This window comes from Blastococcus sp. SYSU D01042, assembly GCF_054050515.1.
Map to the genome: position 1 here is coordinate 15,373 of NZ_JBJGZM010000014.1, position 17,457 is coordinate 32,829.

16 protein-coding genes are annotated in these 17,457 nt (G+C 74.5%); 9 read left to right on the forward strand and 7 right to left on the reverse strand.

The features are described from left to right. Positions 1 to 13: 13 nt before the first annotated feature. Entirely contained in the window at positions 14 to 955 is a 942-nt protein-coding gene (locus ACI79H_RS18965) for an RNA polymerase sigma factor SigF (protein WP_456555979.1), read from the reverse strand. Continuing rightward, a complete protein-coding gene (locus ACI79H_RS18970) occupies positions 952 to 1,449 on the reverse strand; it encodes an ATP-binding protein (RefSeq protein WP_456555980.1) in 498 nt (165 codons plus the stop codon). The genes ACI79H_RS18965 and ACI79H_RS18970 overlap by 4 nt, the downstream gene beginning before the upstream one ends. A gap of 211 nt (positions 1,450 to 1,660) precedes the next feature. On the opposite strand from ACI79H_RS18970, the gene ACI79H_RS18975 reads away from it, so the two are divergent. Together ACI79H_RS18975 and ACI79H_RS18980 are read left to right on the forward strand one after the other, a co-directional pair. Next, a complete protein-coding gene (locus ACI79H_RS18975; RefSeq protein ID WP_456555981.1) occupies positions 1,661 to 3,508 on the forward strand; it encodes a SpoIIE family protein phosphatase in 1,848 nt (615 codons plus the stop codon). A gap of 80 nt (positions 3,509 to 3,588) precedes the next feature. Further along, positions 3,589 to 4,575 carry a DNA topoisomerase IB gene (locus ACI79H_RS18980; RefSeq protein ID WP_456555982.1) on the forward strand — a complete coding sequence of 329 codons (987 nt, stop codon included), beginning with the start codon at positions 3,589 to 3,591 and terminating at the stop codon, positions 4,573 to 4,575. Between the two features lie 51 nt (positions 4,576 to 4,626). On the opposite strand, the gene ACI79H_RS18985 is transcribed toward ACI79H_RS18980, so the two are convergent. Next, positions 4,627 to 5,025, reverse strand: a complete 399-nt coding sequence (locus ACI79H_RS18985) for an STAS domain-containing protein (RefSeq protein ID WP_113832304.1) — start codon at positions 5,023 to 5,025, stop codon at positions 4,627 to 4,629. Positions 5,026 to 5,284: 259 nt separating this feature from the next. After that, positions 5,285 to 5,725, reverse strand: coding sequence for a hypothetical protein (locus tag ACI79H_RS18990; protein ID WP_456555983.1), 441 nt, complete (start codon positions 5,723 to 5,725; stop codon positions 5,285 to 5,287). Between the two features lie 186 nt (positions 5,726 to 5,911). Between ACI79H_RS18990 and ACI79H_RS18995 the strand changes: the two genes are divergently transcribed. The 7 genes from ACI79H_RS18995 (at position 5,912) to ACI79H_RS19025 (ending at position 13,194) form a co-directional block, all read left to right on the forward strand. Continuing rightward, positions 5,912 to 6,517: a DUF1360 domain-containing protein gene (locus tag ACI79H_RS18995; protein WP_456555984.1), complete on the forward strand. Its 606-nt coding sequence runs from the start codon at positions 5,912 to 5,914 to the stop codon at positions 6,515 to 6,517. Between the two features lie 124 nt (positions 6,518 to 6,641). Further along, positions 6,642 to 7,652 (forward strand): non-homologous end joining protein Ku, encoded by a 1,011-nt coding sequence (gene ku / locus ACI79H_RS19000; RefSeq protein WP_456555985.1) that lies wholly within the window; start codon positions 6,642 to 6,644, stop codon positions 7,650 to 7,652. A gap of 1 nt (position 7,653) precedes the next feature. Further along, complete coding sequence (gene ligD / locus ACI79H_RS19005; protein ID WP_456555986.1) at positions 7,654 to 9,114, forward strand: non-homologous end-joining DNA ligase; 1,461 nt, start codon at positions 7,654 to 7,656, stop codon at positions 9,112 to 9,114. Then, positions 9,111 to 10,043 (forward strand): non-homologous end-joining DNA ligase, encoded by a 933-nt coding sequence (ligD, locus tag ACI79H_RS19010; protein ID WP_456555987.1) that lies wholly within the window; start codon positions 9,111 to 9,113, stop codon positions 10,041 to 10,043. Before ligD (ACI79H_RS19005) ends, ligD (ACI79H_RS19010) begins: the two co-directional genes overlap by 4 nt. Before the next feature lie 88 nt (positions 10,044 to 10,131). Then, positions 10,132 to 10,998, forward strand: a complete 867-nt coding sequence (gene purU, locus ACI79H_RS19015) for a formyltetrahydrofolate deformylase (RefSeq protein ID WP_456555988.1) — start codon at positions 10,132 to 10,134, stop codon at positions 10,996 to 10,998. A gap of 70 nt (positions 10,999 to 11,068) precedes the next feature. After that, positions 11,069 to 11,536: a Fur family transcriptional regulator gene (locus ACI79H_RS19020; protein WP_456555989.1), complete on the forward strand. Its 468-nt coding sequence runs from the start codon at positions 11,069 to 11,071 to the stop codon at positions 11,534 to 11,536. Next, a complete protein-coding gene (locus ACI79H_RS19025) occupies positions 11,533 to 13,194 on the forward strand; it encodes a catalase (protein ID WP_456555990.1) in 1,662 nt (553 codons plus the stop codon). Before ACI79H_RS19020 ends, ACI79H_RS19025 begins: the two co-directional genes overlap by 4 nt. Positions 13,195 to 13,255: 61 nt before the next feature. Here the strand turns inward: ACI79H_RS19025 and pabB are convergent, their stop codons facing one another. The 3 genes from pabB to ACI79H_RS19040 form a co-directional block, all read right to left on the reverse strand. Then, positions 13,256 to 15,037: an aminodeoxychorismate synthase component I gene (gene pabB, locus ACI79H_RS19030; protein WP_456555991.1), complete on the reverse strand. Its 1,782-nt coding sequence runs from the start codon at positions 15,035 to 15,037 to the stop codon at positions 13,256 to 13,258. Continuing rightward, complete coding sequence (locus ACI79H_RS19035; protein ID WP_456555992.1) at positions 15,024 to 15,986, reverse strand: proteasome assembly chaperone family protein; 963 nt, start codon at positions 15,984 to 15,986, stop codon at positions 15,024 to 15,026. Before ACI79H_RS19035 ends, pabB begins: the two co-directional genes overlap by 14 nt. Positions 15,987 to 16,065: 79 nt before the next feature. Next, positions 16,066 to 17,415, reverse strand: coding sequence for an AI-2E family transporter (locus ACI79H_RS19040; RefSeq protein ID WP_456555993.1), 1,350 nt, complete (start codon positions 17,413 to 17,415; stop codon positions 16,066 to 16,068). Positions 17,416 to 17,457: the final 42 nt, after the last annotated feature.

The window sequence follows — 17,457 nt, forward strand, 5'->3', positions numbered from 1 at the left end:
GCCGTTCCGTGCGTCAGTCCTTGAGCAGGCCCTCGCGGAGCTTGGCCAGCGTCTGGGACAGCAGCCGCGACACGTGCATCTGCGAGATGCCGATGTCGGCGGCGATCTGCGACTGGGTCATGTTGCCGAAGAACCGCAGGATCAGGATGCGGCGCTCGCGGGCGGGGATGGTGGCCAGCAGCGGCTGCAGCGACTCCCGGTACTCCACGCCCTCGAGCGCGGCGTCCTCCTCGCCCAGGGTCGCGGCGAGGGTGGGGGAGTCGTCGTCGCCGGAGAGCCGCTCGTCCAGCGAGCTGCTGCGGTAGGCGTTGGCGACGGCGAGGCCCTCGAGGACCTCCTCGCGCGGGATGCCCAGGTGCTGGGCCAGCTCGCTGGGCGTCGGCGCGCGGCCGTTCTTCTGCGCCAGCTCGCCGACCGCGGCGTTCAGCGACAGGTGCAGCTCCTGGAGCCGGCGCGGCACGCGCACCGACCAGCCCTGGTCGCGGAAGTGCCGCTTGATCTCGCCGGTGATGGTCGGCACCGCGAAGGAGAGGAACTCCACCCCGCGGGTCGGGTCGAACCGGTCGATCGCCGCGATCAGACCCAGCGTGCCGACCTGCAGCAGGTCGTCGAAGGGCTCGCCGCGGTTGCTGAACCGGCGGGCGAAGTGCCGGACCAGCGGCAGGTGCTCCTCGACGAGGATCTCCCGGAGCCGCTCGCGCCGCGGGTCCTCCTTCTCCAGCGTGGCGAGCTCGGCGAACAGCGGCGCGGTGCGCTGGGCGCGGCGCCGGTTGTCCGACAGCGGCGGGTCGGCCGTGGGGGCCTCCTCCGCCTCGCCGGCGGTCTCCGCGGCGGCGGGTCCCTCCCCGGCGGCGCGCACCTCGTCCTGCTCCGGGGCCTCGCGCGGCTCGGGCGCCAGGCCGTCCCGCGGGTCCACCCTGATCCCGGTGGGATCCGTGGCGGGCGACCGGGTCATCGGGCCACCGAGAGGTTCTGCCCCGCCCCGCCGGCCAGCTCCGCTGGACGCTGCCCGGGGAGGAACTTGTCCATGGCGATCAGCGCGACCGGTGCGTCGGAGCCGTCGCCGCCGGGCACCTGCCGCTGGGACGCCGGACGGCCGTCCACCGCGTCCACCAGCGTGGCCAGGACCGCCCACCCGAAACCGTCGCGCGGGACGTCGACCCCCGCGGCGGTGGGCACCCACGCCTCGATGTGCAGCCCGCTGCGAGTGGTCTCGAAGACGACGGTCAGCGGCGCATCCTCCTCGGCGATGCTGGCCAGCGTGGCGCAGGCCTCGTCGACGGCGAGGCGGAGGTCCTCGACGCTGTCGAGGTCGTAGTCCATCCGGATGGCGAGGTCACCGGCCATCGCCCGGACCGCCGGCAGCTGCATCGGGGTGATCGGCACCCGGAGCTCCAGGCGTTCCGGACGCCGTCCGTCCTGCGCGAGGGCGCCCCTCGAGTCCACCATCCGTGTGCAGCTCCTTCGTCCCGGCGCGCTCGGCTCTCGAGGCGCGGTGCCCATCCTGCCTGCCGGCGTCGGGACCGGGGCCCGCGGGGGACCGGTCGGGTACCGCGCCGACGGGCTGGACTACCCGGCCGGAGGGCCGCGGCAAACGTGGTCCGGAGCACTGCCGTGGGCGCGGTTGCCGAGGTCGCGGGCCTGTTGTCTCCTGACCTGGATGAGCGCCAGCCAGGGCAGTCTGCCACCTCCGCCGCCCGCCCCGGGCGCCGACGGTGCAGCCGCCCTGCTCGCGGCCATGGAGGAGGCCCCCGCGCCGATCTGGTGCCTCACCGGCGGAGCCCGGACGGTGTGGGCGAACGCCAGCGCGCGCCGCCTGGGCACCGCCCGCGACCAGCTGCCCGTGATCGACGGCCGGCCGTTGGCCGAGGTGGTGGACGCGGTGATCGGCACGGGCCGGTCCGAGGTGCTCACCGGCACGCTGGGCCCCGGGGGGCCGGCGGTGACCGCGACCCTCCGGCCCGTGCAGGTGGCAGGCCAGCCCGGCTCGGTCGTGGTGATCGAGCGGGACGACCCGGACGCCGACGGCGGGGTGGAGGTCGGCGCGGACGCCGTCGAGGCCGCCCAGTCCTCGCTGCTGCCGCCCTTCCTGCCGATGCTGCCGGACCTCGCGCTCGCCGGCAGCTACCACCGGGCGACGTCGGTGCGCGCGGCCGGCGGCGACTGGTACGACGCGGTGCCGCTGGGCGAGGGGCGGGTCGCCCTGGTCGTCGGGGACGCGGTCGGCCACGGCGTCGCCGCGGCCAGCGCGATGAGCCGGCTGCGCGGCGCGATGCGGTCGACGGCGCTGCGCGACCCCGCACCCCCGGCCGTGCTGGGCGACCTCGACTCGTTCGCCGCGATGATGGAGGACGTCGAGGGAGCATCGGTCTTCTACGGCGTGCTCGACTCCGCCTCGGGCGACCTCGCGTACACGACGGCGGGCCACCCGGCGCCGCTCGTCGTCGGCAGCGACGGCACCGCCGCCTTCCTCCCGGTCACGCCCCGCCCGCCGCTGGGCAGCGTGCCCGGCGCCGGGACGCCCGTGCACCGCACCGTGCTCGAGCACGGGGCCACGCTCGTGCTCTTCTCCAACGGCGCGCTCGCCGGCTCGGGCAGCGACTACGCCGCGGCGCTCGAGGCGCTGGTCGACGCCTCCCGCCAGGTGCTCGGCCGCCCCGGCGCCGGCGACCCCGGCACCGCCGCGGGGCTGGCCGTCGAGATCGCCGAGCTGGTCCGCTCCCCGCACGAGTGGCCCGACGACGTCGCCGTGCTGGTCGCGCACCGCCGCGCGACCAGCCTCGAACCGCTGCTGCTCGACCTGGTCGCGGTCCCCGCCGCGCTCCCGGGCATCCGCCGGCGGCTGGGCTCCTGGCTGACCGGGCTGGGCATGGGCGAGAACGACCGCGTCGGCGTCATGGCCGCTGTGGGGGAGGCCTGCGCCAACGCCGCCGAGCACGCCTACCGGGGCACCGAGCCGGGGCGCATGCAGGTGCGGGCAGAGGTCGACCCGGACGGCGTGCTCACCGTGACGGTGCACGACGACGGCACCTGGCGGACGCCGGACCGCGATCCCGGCGACCGCGGGCGGGGGTTGCTGATCATGCGGCAGCTGGTCGACGCCGTGACCCTCGACGACCGGGTCGGCACGACGGTGACCCTGCGCATGCGCCTGCGCCGCAGCGCCGAGGAGGAGGTCGCCGCGAGCGACGGCTCGGACCACGTCACCGTCGTCGTGGACCGGGACGGCGCCCGACCGGTGGTGCGCGTCGCCGGCGCGGTGGACGAGGCCGGAGCCGACCAGCTGCGCATCCGGCTGCTCGAGGCCAGCCACGGCGGCACGGCCCGCGTCGAGCTCGACCTGCACGACGTGTCGCTGTTCAGCAGCGCCGCGGTGCGGGTGGTGCTCGCCGTGGCCCGCATCGCCCGGGACGAGGGATGGCGCCTGGCGGTGCACGCGGCCGAGGCGGGAGTCACCCGGCACGTGCTCGAGGTCAGCGGGTTGGCCGGTCTGGTCGACCTCCGCTGAGCGGGTGACGGCGCGCGCTGCCGGGTTTGCGCGGGGTCACCGCTGCCCATCACCGGGCGGTGAGACTGCGGCGGAGTGACGTGAACGGTCCCGGCTACCGGCGACGCCGGGCGGGCCGCGGCTTCGCCTACCACGACGCCGACGGCCAGCTGATCCGCGACGAGCGCCTGGACCGCATCCGCGAGCTCGCCATCCCGCCGGCCTGGAAGGACGTCTGGATCTGCCCGTGGCCCAACGGCCACATCCAGGCCACCGGGGTCGACGCAGCCGGGCGCCGCCAGTACCGCTACCACGACCAGTGGCGCGCCCGCCGTGACGCCGAGAAGCACGAGCGGGTCCTCGAGATCGCCCACCAGCTCCCCGACGTCCGGGACGAGGTGGTGGCCGCGCTGCGCACCCGCGGGCTGAACCGCGAGCGGGTGCTGGCCACGGCCATCCGGCTGCTGGACCTGGCCGCCTTCCGCGTCGGCAGCGAGCAGTACGCGGAGGAGAACGGCACCTACGGCCTGGCCACGCTGCGCCGCGAGCACGTGCGCGTGCGCGGCGAGCGGACGTTCTTCTCCTACACCGCCAAGGGCGGCATCGAGCGCGAGGTGGAGCTCACCGACCGGCCCACGGCCACCGTCGTCCGCCAGCTGCTGGAGCGGCCCGAGGGCACGGGGGAGGAGCTGCTGGCCTACCAGGTGGAGGACGGCTCCTGGCGCGACGTCACCAGCACCGAGATCAACGCCTTCCTCAAGGAGATCAGCGGCGCGGAGATCACCGCGAAGGACTTCCGGACGTGGAACGCCACGGTGCTCATGGCTGCGGCGCTGGCCGAGGCGCCCCCGCCCGCGTCGAAGACCGCCCGCAAGAAGATCGTCAGCGCCGCCTACAAGCAGGTGAGCGAGCAGCTGGGCAACACCCCGGCGGTCTGCAAGGCCAGCTACGTCGACCCGCGGGTGGTCGACCACTACGAGCACGGGGAGACCGTCGCGCACGCGCTGGAGGCCGCCGACGAGGCCGATGCCGACCGGGACGTCCAGCGGGTGCTCGAGCAGGCGGTCTGCCGGCTGCTGTCGGCCTAGGGACGACGGAGGGCCCCGCCGGAACCGGCGGGGCCCTCCGTCTGCGTCAGCTCAGCGTGCGGTGCTGTCCGCGATGGTGAAGAGGTCGATCAGGCCGGTCACCTCGAGCGGCCGCGTGACGGCGCGCGTCGTGGCGATCAGGCGGAGGGCGACCTCGCGGCTGCGGGCGGACTTCTGCGTCTCCACCAGCACGGCCAGGCCGGCGGAGCCCAGGAACTGGACGCCGGACAGGTCGATGACGAGCTCGCGCGGCGACTGCTCGAGCTGGCTGTCCAGGGTCGAGCGCAGCACCGGGGCGGTGAAGGTGTCCACCTCGCCGACGACCTTCACCGTCACCACGCCGTCCTCGTCGGTGGAGGTGGAGAGCGTGATCACGTCGTCGAAGGGAGCCTCGGTGCCCTCGGTCGACACGTCGGGCTGCCCCTCGGCGGGCAGGTCGGAAGTGGTCACGGATCGTGCTCCTCTCGGCGGCGGCGCGCTGGCACACCGCCCGGTCAATCTACCGCTCCGCAGGGCCGGGGTGCGGATGACCCCCGGTTCCGCGCGTGGTCGACGCGGCCGCAGCCGGCCCTCGTGGGACCAGTTGCGGTACGGCTGACTGCTCAACCGCTGACCCAAAGTAGACAACCCGGCGGGGACGCGCCAACCCACCCGGCGGACGCGGTCGGGCCGCGCCCGCCGGGGCGGGTGGAGCAGGAGGGGGCGCGGGTCAGCCGTCGGTGAGGTGGACGGCGGACTCCTCCGGGCCCTCGCCGCCGACGGCCGCGTCGCCGGTGGCCTCGACGTCGTCGGCGGTGCGGTTGGTCCCGGAATCGCTGCGCGGCGTGGTGTCCAGGTCCTGCTCGAGCTGCACGTCCGCGCGCTGCGGGTCCTCCGCCGGGCGGACGTCGGCGGCGTCGTCCGGGAGCTCGCGGTCCAGCCGGCCGGAGAGCGACTCGCCCTCGGCCTGCTCGAAGGCGGTGGTGCCGAAGTCGGTGGCGGCGGTGGGGCGCTCGCCGGGCAGGGCCTCGATCTGCGGGTCCTCGGCGCGCTGCATCGTGGGCGAGTCGTCCAGCGCGGTCTCGGGGATGCCGTCGTCCTCGGGGAAGACGTCGCGGGCGGTCTGGCCCTCGGTCTGCGTGGTGCCGTCGGTGGTGCCGGGGTCGGTCATGCGCGTCTCCGTTCGTCGCGCGGGCGAGCCCGCTCTCGTCGTCCCGGGGGACGGGGAGCCGGTCCCTGCGGACCGGCGTCGTGGACCCGCCCTACCCGTGACCCGCGCCGCCATGCCTCGGTGTGCCGTGGCGCACGGTCGGCGCGCCCGCGTTCACCCGGCCGGGAGCGGGGGTAGCGCGGTGCCATGGCGATCGCAGACGAGGTGGCGCGGATCGGGGCCCCGGTCCGCCGGTGGGCCCGCACGCAGAAGCGGGAGTACACCGACGGCGAGCCCCGGCCGCTGGGCGCCGACCTCGGCGCCATGGGCGTCTACGTCGGGCTCGTCTCGGCCGCGGCCGCCGCCGTGCGCTCCTCCGGGCGGGAGCTGCCCGAGAGGATCCCGATCGGTGACGCGGCCCTGCTGACGGTGGCCACCTTCCGGCTGGCGCGGCGGATCGCGAAGGACCCGGTGACCGCTCCCGTGCGGGCGCCCTTCGTCCGCTTCGAGGGGCCGTCGGGGCACGCCGAGGTGGCCGAGGAGGTGCGCGAGCACGGCGGGGTGAAGCACGCCGTGGGGGAGCTGCTCACCTGCCCCTTCTGCCTGGCCCAGTGGGTGGGCACCGGCTTCGTGTTCGGCTACGTGACCGCGCCCAGGGCCACCCGCCTGGCCGCCCTGACGATGACGATGGTGGCCGGGTCCGACGTCCTGCAGTTCGTGTACGACGCCATCCAGAACGGCCTGCTCACCGGCTCGGTCCAGGACGACGAGCCCGAGGGCGTGGACGACGCGGCGGGCAGCGCCGGTCCGTGACCCGACCGGGGGACGCCGCGCAGCCGTCGACCTGCCGGAGCGGGCTTCCCGGACCTATCGTGTGATCTTGACCCGCGGTGGGTCGGCCGGGGACCCACGGGGGTCCTCCTCGGGAAGGGGCGGCATGCGATCGATCTGGCGCGGGGCCGTGTCCTTCGGGCTGGTCAGCATCGGGGTGAAGCTGTACTCCGCCACGGAGGACAAGGACATCCGCTTCCACCAGGTGCACGCCACCGACGGGGGTCGGGTGAAGTACCGCCGCGTGTGCTCGATCGACGGCGAGGAGGTCGAGTACAGCGACATCGCCAAGGGCTACGAGCTGCCCGACGGCCAGGTCGTCATCCTCACCGACGAGGACTTCGACGAGCTGCCGCTCAGCACCCGGCGCGAGATCGAGGTGCTGCAGTTCGTCGACCAGGCCGAGATCGACCCGATCCAGTTCGAGAAGACCTACTACCTGGAGCCCGACGGTCCCGCGACGCGCCCCTACGTCCTGCTGCGCGACGCCCTGGAGAACGCCGGCCAGGTGGCGATCACCAAGATCGCGATCCGCCAGCGGGAGTCGCTCGCGGCCATGCGCGTCCGCGACGGCGTCCTGGTGCTGCACACCATGCGCTGGCCCGACGAGATCCGGACCCCCGACTTCGGTTTCCTCGACGAGGACATCTCCGTGCGCCCGCAGGAGCTGTCCATGGCCGAGGCGCTGATCTCGTCGATGTCCGGCGCCTTCGACCCCACCGAGTTCACCGACGACTACCGCGAGGCGATGACCGCGCTGCTGGAGGCCAAGCAGAGCGGGGGCCAGGTCGCGCAGCCGGCGGAGGTCTCCGACGACGACGGCGCCGCGGTGGTCGACCTCATGAGCGCGCTGCGGCGCAGCGTCGAGCGCGCCCGGGGCGGCTCCTCCCCGGAGGCGGCCGACCCCGGCGACGACGCCGCCGACGCCGCCGACGCCACCGCGGAGGAGACCCCGGCGAAGAAGGCTCCCGCGAAGCGCGCCCCGGCGAAGAAGGCGGCCGCCGGGAAGGCGCCGGCGAAGAAGGCGGCGGCCCAGAAGAAGGCCACCGGTACCGCGGCGGAGAAGACCGCCGGTGCCGGCAAGCCACCGGCCAAGCGCGCCCGCCGCAGCGCCTGACGTGCCCGCCCGGCGGGACGACCCGCTCGCGGAGTACCGCGCCAAGCGGGATCCGGCGCGCACGGCCGAGCCGGTGCCGCCCGCCGGCAGCGCGCTCCCGCGGGGGGACGACGACACCTTCGTCGTCCACGAGCACCACACGCCGCGCGGGCGCGCGGGGGAGCGGGTCCACTGGGACCTGCGCCTCGAGCGCGGCGGCGTCCTCAAGAGCTGGGCGGTGCCCAAGGGCCCGCCGACCGAGCCGGGCCCCAACCGGCTCGCCGTCCCCACCGAGGACCACCCGCTGGAGTACGCCACCTTCAGCGGCACGATCACGGCCGGGGAGTACGGCGGCGGCGAGGTCTCGATCTGGGACGCGGGCCGCTACGCGACCGAGAAGTGGGACGACCGGCACGTCATCGTGACCTTCGACGGGCAGAAGCTGGCCGGCCGCTACGCCCTCTTCCCGGTCGCGGACGGCGCCTGGAACATCCGCAAGCTGGACGCCGCCGCCCCACCCGGGCCGTCCCCCGCGCCGCCGCCGATGCTGGCGACCGCCGGCGCGATGCCCCCGCCCGACGAGGACGACCGGTGGGGGTACGAGTTCAAGTGGGACGGGGTGCGGGCCGTGGCCACGGTGCGCGGCGGCGTGCTGTCCCTCTCCTCCCGCAAGGCCACCGACATCACCGTGCGCTACCCGGAGGTGGGGCGGCTGCCGGGCGCGCTGGCCGGCCATGACGTGGTCGTCGACGGCGAGATCGTGATGATGGACGCCGCCGGCCGGCCCGACTTCGGCGCGCTGCAGAACCGGATGCACCGCACCGGCCCGGAGGTGCCGCGGATGGCCGCCGCCGCGCCGGTCACCTACCTGGTCTTCGACCTGCTCGCGCTCGACGGCGAGGACCTGCGCGCGCGGCCCTACGCCGAGCGGCGGGAGCTGCTCGACGAGCTGGCCCCGGCCGGGCAGCGCTGGGTGCTCACCCCCTGGTTCCGCGGGGGTGGGGCCGACGTGCAGGCGGCCAGCGAGGAGAACGGCCTGGAGGGCGTCGTCGCCAAGCGGCTGGACTCCCCGTACCGCGCGGGCGTGCGCAACCCCGACTGGCGCAAGATCAAGAACTTCTCCACCCAGGCGGTCGTCGTCGGGGGGTGGCGTCCGGGGCAGGGGCGCCGCGAGGGGACGATCGGCTCGCTCCTGGTGGGCGTGCCCGACGACGAGGGCCGGCTGGTCTACGTCGGGCACGTCGGCACCGGGTTCAGCGACGCCGACCTGCGGCACCTGCAGCGGACGCTCACGCCCCGCCCGACGGCCCCGTTCGAGGGGACGCTGCCGCGGGAGGTCACCCGCGACGCGCGGTGGGTGGAGCCCGACCTGGTCGGCGAGGTGGCCTACGCGGTGTGGACGGCGGACGACCGGCTGCGGCACCCCGTGTGGCGGGGCGTGCGGGAGGACCTGGAGCCCGACGACGTGGTGCGCGAGCCGTGAGCCCCACGAAGCAGCGGGTGGAGATCGACGGGCGGACGCTGTCGGTGTCGAACCTGGAGAAGGTGCTCTTCCCCGAGGTCGGCTTCACCAAGGCGCAGGTCATCGACTACTACGTCCGCATCGCGCCGGTGCTGCTGCCGCACGTGGCCGGGCGGCCGGTGACCTTCACCCGCTGGCCCGACGGCGTCGAGGGCCAGACCTTCTTCGAGAAGAACAGCGCGCGGCACGCCCCGGAGTGGGTGCAGCGGGTGACCATCCCGAGCCCGGGCAGCTCGCGCGGCCGGGAGACCCTGGACATGGTCCTGCTCGGCTCGACCGCCGACCTCGCCTGGGCGGCGAACCTCGCCGCGCTCGAGGTGCACGTGCCGCAGTGGCGGGTGGACGACGAGGGGCAGCCGGCGCTGCCGGACCTGCTGGTGCTCGACCTCGACCCGGGTCCCGAGACCGGCATCGCCGAGTGCTGCGCGGTCGCCGAGCGGCTGGGGGAGCGGCTGGAGGCCGACGGGCTGGACCCGGTGGTGAAGACGTCGGGCTCCAAGGGCATGCAGGTGTACGCGCCGATCGACGTCCCCACCGACCGCGAGCACCCGAGCCGGTACGCCAAGCAGCTCGCCCAGGAGCTCTCCGCCGAGACGCCCGACGACGTCGTCTGGCGGATGGAGAAGGCGCTGCGCCCGGGCAAGGTGCTCATCGACTGGAGCCAGAACAACCCGGCCAAGACCACGGTCGCCCCGTACTCGCTGCGCGCCCGGGCGGGTGCGACGGTGTCCACGCCGATCGGCTGGGACGAGGTCGACGCGGTGCGGGACGGCTCGCTGGACCCGGCGGCGCTGCGCTTCACGACCGACGACGTCCTGGCCCGGGTGGCGGAGTACGGCGACCTGTTCGACGTCGCCGGCGCGACGCGGGCGCCGCTGCCCGAGGCCTGAGCCGACCCGGCCGTCCGCCGACCCCTCCGGGGGAGGCGCCCGCCGGGCCGGGGTCCGGAGTGGGGCGGTTCTGGGAGGATCCGGACCCATGTCCGCCCCCGCCTCCCGCGACCTCGGCCGGCTCGTCGTCCGGTGCCCTGACCAGCCGGGCATCGTGCACCTGCTCAGCGGGGTGCTGACCGAGCTCGGCGCGAACATCACCGAGTCGCAGCAGCACTCGTCCGACCCCAGCGGCGGCACCTTCACCCTCCGGCTGGAGTTCGTGCTGGACCGGCTCGCCGAGCGGCGGGCGCAGCTCGAGCAGCGGCTCGCCGCCGTGGCGGGGGAGTGGCAGCTGACGTGGCGGCTCGCCGAGGCCGCGCACCGGCCCACCGTGGCGGTCTTCGTCAGCCGCACCGACCACGTGCTGCAGGAGCTCGTCTACCGGGTGCGCGCCGGCGACCTGCGCGCCGAGATCGTCGCGGTGATCTCCAACCACCCGGACCTGGCGCCGGTCGCGGCAGCCGCGGGGATCCCCTTCCACCACGTCCCGGTCACGCCGGCGACCAAGGCCGAGGCCGAGGCGCGGGCGCTGGAGCTGATCGGCGACGTCGACCTGGTCGTGCTGGCCCGCTACATGCAGATCGTGTCGGCCGACTTCTGCGCCCGGTTCCCGGAGCGGCTGATCAACATCCACCACAGCTTCCTGCCGGCGTTCGTCGGCGCGAACCCCTACCAGGCGGCCCACGACCGCGGGGTGAAGCTGATCGGGGCGACGGCGCACTACGTGACCCCGGACCTCGACGCCGGCCCGATCATCGAGCAGGAGGTGGCCCGGGTCGACCACCGCGCCACCGTCGAGGACATGCGCCGGGTGGGCCGCTACGTCGAGCGGCAGGTGCTCGCCCAGGCTGTGACCTGGCACGTGGAGGACCGCGTCGTCGTCGAGGGCCCGCGCACCATCGTCTTCGCCTGAGCCGGGACGTGGCGGGGGCCACCTCGCCTTGATTTGACTGGTTCAAGAAAAGCGGGTTGAGTGGTCGGCGATGGAGACGACCTGGGCGCACCGGCTGCGGGAGGCGGGCCTCCGGGTCACCCGGCCGCGGCTGTCGGTGCTCGACGTCCTCTCCGCCCGGCCCCACGCCGATGCCGACACCATCGTCACCGGCGCCCGTGCCCAGCACCCGACGCTGTCCCCCCAGACGGTCTACGGCGTGCTGGACGCACTGGTCTCCGTGGGGCTCGCCCGCCGGATCGAACCCGCCGGCGCGCCCGCGCTCTTCGAGCTGCGGGTGGGCGACAACCACCACCACCTGGTCTGCCGCTCGTGCGGCGCCGTCGCCGATGTCGACTGCGCCGTCGGGGCGGCCCCGTGCCTGACCCCCTCCGACCCCGCCGGCTTCGTCGTCGACGAGGCCGAGGTCGTCTTCTGGGGCACGTGCCGGGAGTGCCGGGTGGCGGCCACAGCCGTGCAGGTCCCTGAGCACGACATCCGAGGAGGAGCATCCGCATGACCGACGTCGCATCGCAGGGCGCAGCCCCGAGCGAGGCCGACCGCCCGGTCCTGACCAATCGTCAGGGTCACCCGGTCTACGACAACCAGAACCAGCGGACGGTGGGCGCGCGTGGCCCGGCGACCCTGGAGAACTACCAGTTCCTCGAGAAGATCAGCCACTTCGACCGGGAGCGCATCCCGGAGCGCGTCGTGCACGCCCGCGGCATCACCGCCTTCGGGTACTTCGAGGCCGACGGCACCGTCGGCGACGAGCCGATCGCGACGTACACCCGCGCCAAGCTGTTCCAGGAGAAGGGCAAGCGCACCGACGTCGCGCTGCGCTTCTCGACCGTGGCCGGTGGCCGCGACTCCTCGGAGTCCGCGCGCGACCCCCGCGGCTTCGCGGTGAAGTTCTACACCGAGGACGGCAACTGGGACCTCGTCGGCAACAACCTGGGCGTCTTCTTCATCCGCGACGCGATCAAGTTCCCGGACTTCATCCACTCGCAGAAGCCGGACCCGGTCACCTTCGAGGCCAGCGTCGCCGAGCGCGCGTTCGACTTCTTCAGCCAGACCCCCGAGGCCATGCACATGATCTCGCTGGTCTTCAGCCCCCGCGGCACCCCGGCCAACTACCGGAACATGCAGGGCTTCGGCGTCAACACCTACAAGTGGCTCAACGCCGCCGGTGAGAGCGTCCTGGTCAAGTACCACTGGTACCCCAGGGACGGCGTGAAGTCCTGGGGCGCCGCCGACGCCGCGGCCGCGCAGGCGAAGAGCCTGGGTACGCACACCAAGGACCTGCACGACGCGATCGCCGCGGGCGACTACCCGCAGTGGGACCTGTACGTGCAGCTCATGAGCGACGACGAGCACCCGGAGCTGGACTTCGACCCGCTCGACGACACGAAGACCTGGCCGCAGGAGCTCTTCCCGGTGCGCAAGGTCGGGACGATGACCCTGAACCGCATGCCGGTGGACAACTTCACCGAGAACGAGCAGATCGCCTTCGGCACCGGTGTGCTGGTCGACGGGCTGGACTTCTCCGACGACAAGATGCTCGTCGGCCGGACGTTCTCCTACTCGGACACCCAGCGCTACCGCGTCGGCCCGAACTACCTGCAGCTGCCGGTGAACCAGCCCAAGGCGAAGGTGGCGACCAACCAGCGCGACGGGCAGATGGCCTACGGCGTCGACCGCGCCGAGGGGACCAACCCGCACGTCAACTACGAGCCCTCCGTCCTGGGCGGACTGCGCGAGGCGGAGTACCCGACGCACGACGAGCAGGGCCCGGTCATCACCGGCCGGCTCACCCGCAAGCGGATCCCGCGCACGAACGACTACCAGCAGGCCGGGGAGCGCTACCAGCTCTCCGAGCAGTGGGAGAAGGACGAGCTGGTCGCCAACCTGGTCGGTGCCCTCGAGCAGTGCCGCCGGGACATCCAGGAGCGGATGGTCTGGCACTTCTTCATGTGCGACGACGAGTGGGGCCAGCGGGTCGGCGACGGCCTCGGCATCAGCGCCGACGACGTCCGCGGCCTGGAGCCGCTGCAGACGCAGACCCTCACCGAGGACGAGCTGGCCCGTGCGGCCAACCTCGGCAAGAACGGTCCGCGCGACGTGGCCGGCAAGGACATGACGCACTGCGTGCCCAACGAGCACGTCACCGTCGGCTGAGCACACCCGCAGCACTGCGGCAGGCCGCGACCGGTTCCCCCGGTCGCGGCCTGCCGTGCGTTCAGAGCAGGACGGCGGGGCGCCAGCCGCGCAGCGAGCTGACGACGGCGAGCTCCTCGGCCGCGGCCAGGTCCGCCGGCGTGAGGGGCCGCTCGCGCAGCCGGCCTTCCTCGACCAGCCGCCCGCGCTGCACGCCGGGCAGGCAGCCGCTGGTGACCGGCGGGGTCCACCAGCACCCCTCCAGCCGGACGGCGAGGTTGGCGATGGTGGTCTCGGTGACCTCGCCCCGGGACGAGGTGAGGACGACGTCGTCGGCCTCCGGGTGGCGGGCCGCCCGCTCGTTGTAGCGTCCGCGCCGGGTCGTCTTGTGCCGCAGCCAGACGTCGTCGGCGTCCACCGGGTGGGCGTCGACCGCCAGCCGCACCGGGCCCGGGGCCGCGGGCGGCAGGGCACCCACCTCCACCGACAGCTCCCCGTCGCGACGCAGGACCAGCCGCACCCGGGCCGGCGCCGGGTCGGCGGCGACCTCGGCGAGCCGCCGGCGGGCGGCGTCCGGGTCGAACGGGAAACCGGCCCAGGCCGCCGAGGCCGCGAGCCGGGCGAGGTGCCGGTCGGCGTTGCGCAGCGTGCCGCCGGGGAGGCGGGCCAGCGTCTCGAAAAGCGCGAACTCCTCGTAGGGCTCGGCGAGGATCGCCGCCTTGGCCAGCAGCTCGGCGTGCTCGGCCGCGGGGTCCGACGACCAGGTGATGCCGCCGCCGGTGCCGTAGACCGCCGTGCCGGTGGCGCGGTCGACCGTGAGGGTGCGGATCGCCACGTTGAACCGCGCACGGAACGCCTGCCCCGGTGGGGCGACCACCCCGATGGCGCCGCAGTAGACGCCGCGCGGCTCGGGCTCCAGCTCGCGGATGAGCTGCATGGTCCGGTGCTTGGGCGCGCCGGTCACCGAGCCGGAGGGGAACAGAGCGCGGAGCACCTCGACCAGGCCGACGTCCGGGCGCGGGCGGGCGGTGACGTCGGACGTCAGCTGCCAGACCGTCTCGTACCGCTCGGTGCGGAACAGCTCGGGCACCTCGACGCTGCCCACCTCGGCGATGCGGCCCAGGTCGTTGCGCAGCAGGTCGACGATCATCAGGTTCTCGGCGCGCTCCTTGCCGCTCGCCAGCAGCCCGCGGCGCACCAGCTCGTCCTCCGCGGCGCTCGCACCCCGGCGCGCGGTGCCCTTCATGGGCCGGGTGAGCAGCCGGTCGCCGGTCCAGTCCAGGAACAGCTCGGGGCTCGCGCTGGCGACGACGTGGCTGCCCAGGTCCAGGTACGCCGCCCACGAGCCGCGCTGCGCGTAGGCCAGGTCGGCGTAGAGCTGCTCGAGGTCGCCGGTGACCGGCGCGCGCATCCGCACGGTGAGGTTGACCTGGTAGACGTCGCCCGCGGCGATCGCCCGGCGGACGCGCTCCACGGCGTCCCGGTGACCGGCCGGCGTCCAGCCGTGCCGCCACGGCCCGGCCGCGTACCCGCGTGCCCGGCCGGGCGGGGGTGCGACGGGCGACGGCGTGGTCACGCGGGTGGTGAGCCCGAAGACCGCGAGCGGCAGCGGCTCGCCGGGCGGCCGCGCGGGCACCGCCAGGCCGGGGTCCAGGCCCGGAGCGGCCTCGTAGCCGAGGTAGCCGAACGCCCAGGCGCCGTCGGTCGTCGCCCGCTCCACCTCGGCGAGCAGAGGGACGACGTCGGCCGGCTCGCGGGCGACCAGGACCCGGTCGGCGCTGGGGAAGGCGAGCGCGGAGCCCGCGACGAGGTCGTCGAACCGGCCGTGCACCGCGCCGGTCAGGCCGGGGTCACTCGCCGCCACGGGGGTGCTTGCGGTCCTGGTCGGCCAGGAACCGCTCGAACTCCGCGCCGATCTCCTCCGCCGTGGGCACCGCGCCCTCCTCGCTGAGCAGGTCGCTGTTCTCGCGGGCGCTGGTGAAGGCGTCGTACTGCTGCTCCAGCGCGGCGACGACCGCGGTGTTCTCGGCCGACCGGGCGATCTGCTCGTCGACCTCGGTGCGGTGCAGCTCGGCGGCCTGGCGCAGCGACTCGACCGGCACGTGCAGCCCGGTCAGCCGGGCGAGGTGCTCGACCAGCGTGAGGGACGCCGCCGGGTAGGTCGCCTGGGAGAGGTAGTGCGGCACGTGGGCGGCGATGCCGAGCGCGTCGACGCCGGCCTCGCCGAGCCGGATCTCCAGCAGTGCGGTGACGCTGCCCGGGATCCGCATCTCGCCCCAGTACACCGGGTACTGCTCGATCAGCGCCCGCCGCGTGGCGTGCGCGGTCAGCGTCACCGGCCGGGTGTGCGGGACCGGCATCGGGATGGCCTGCAGGGCGAGCACCGTCGTGACGCCCAGGCGCTCGACCAGGCCGGCGACCGCGGCGACGAACCGCTCCCACTGGTAGTCCGGCTCGGCGCCGTGCAGCAGCAGGAACGGCGTCCCGGCGTCGTCCTCCACCGCGTACAGCGCGATCTCCGGCGCGTGGAAGGTCTCGTAGCGGTCGCCGCTGAAGGTGATGCGCGGGCGGTGCGCCCGGTAGTCGACCAGCGCGTCGGCGTCGAACCGGGCGATCACCTCGTGCTCGAGCCCGGCCAGCAGGTGCGAGCCGGCCATCGCTCCGGCGTGGGCGGCGTCGAAGTCCCCGGCGATGTCGTGCACGAGCACCAGCCCGCGGCGGCCGCCCTCGGGCCCACCGGCCGCCGCCTCGCGGGCGAGGAAGCGATCCGCGCCGGGGAGGAGCTCGACGAGGTCCTCGGGTCGCTGGGTCACGGGTGGTCCTCTCTGGACGGGGTGGACGTCAGCCGGTGCAGCCCTGCGGAGCCCCCGCGCATTCCCGCGCGGCGGGTGATCAGCCGGAGGTGGCCGGGCCGGTCGGGACGTCGGCGTCCGGGGGAGCGGTCTCCTTCACCAGCACCGCGCCGTCCTCGCCGCCCTCGACCCGGTTGCGGGTGCCGTCGGCGGCCACCTCGGGGTCCCGACCGTCCAGCTCGTCACGGGCGTAGCGGTAGACGACGGCGATGAGCGCCGCGACCGGTACGCCCAGGAAGGCCCCGGTGATGCCGGCGAGGCTGCCGCCGGCGGTCACCGCCAGGATCACCACGCCGGCGTGCAGGTTGAACCCGCGCCCCTGGATGATCGGCTGCAGCACGTTGCCCTCGATCTGCTGCACCAGCAGCACGATGCCGAGCACGATCAGCGCGGTGGTGAAGCCCTGGTCGACCAGGGCGATGAGCACGGCGAAGGCGCCGGCGACGAACGCGCCGACGATCGGGATGAAGGCGCCGAAGAACGTGAGCACCGCCAGCGGCAGCACGAGGGGCACGCCGAGGATCCACAGCCCGATGCCGATGAAGAAGGCGTCGATGAAGCCGACGAGCGCCTGCTGCCGGATGAACTCCGACAGCGTGGACCAGGTCTTCTGCGACAGCGCGGCCACGTGGCGGCCGGCCCGGGGGCCGGTCTGGGCCGCCAGCCACGGCACCCAGCGCGTGCCGTCCTTGAGGAAGAAGAAGCACAGCAGCAGTGCCAGCAGCAGGTTGATGAGGCCGGTGCCGACGGCGGAGGCGCCGGAGACCGCGTAGCTGGCGATGTTCTGCGCGTTGCCCTGGATGTTGTCGATGACGGAGTCGACGGCGTCGCCGATCTGCTCCTCGTCGATGTTCAGCGGGGGGCCCTGCAGCCACTGCTGGACGTCCTCGAGCCCGCCCGAGGCCTGGTCGCCCAGCTCGACGACCTGGTCGGCGACCGACGGGGCGATCGCGGCGATGAGGCCGCCGAACGCGGCCAGGAACGTGAGGAGCACCACGGCCGCGGCGAGGGCCGGCGGCCAGCCGTGCCTGCGGAGGAACCTCACCGGGGGCCAGAGGACCGTGGCGACGAGCAGGCCCAGGACGATGGGCAGCAGGATCACCCAGAGCTTGCCGAGCACGTAGCCGAGCACGACCACCGCGGCGGCGATGAGCAGGAACTGGGCGGCGGCGGTGGCCAGGACGCGCGAGGCCGCCTGCAGCCGGGCGCCGCGCCCGTCGTCCGGCGCCGGTGCCTGGGTGTCCGACGGCCCGGTGACTCCGTCGGTGACCGGCGCGGCGGTGACGCCGGACGGGTGCGGCGCGTGCGCCGGCGGGTCGGCCCGGTCCGCGCCGGGGCGGGCCGCGCCTTCCCGCGGGGCGAGCTTCAGAGCGGGCAGGCGGAACCTCATGCAGGTGATCAGAGCACACCCGGCGCGGTCCGACCGCCCGGA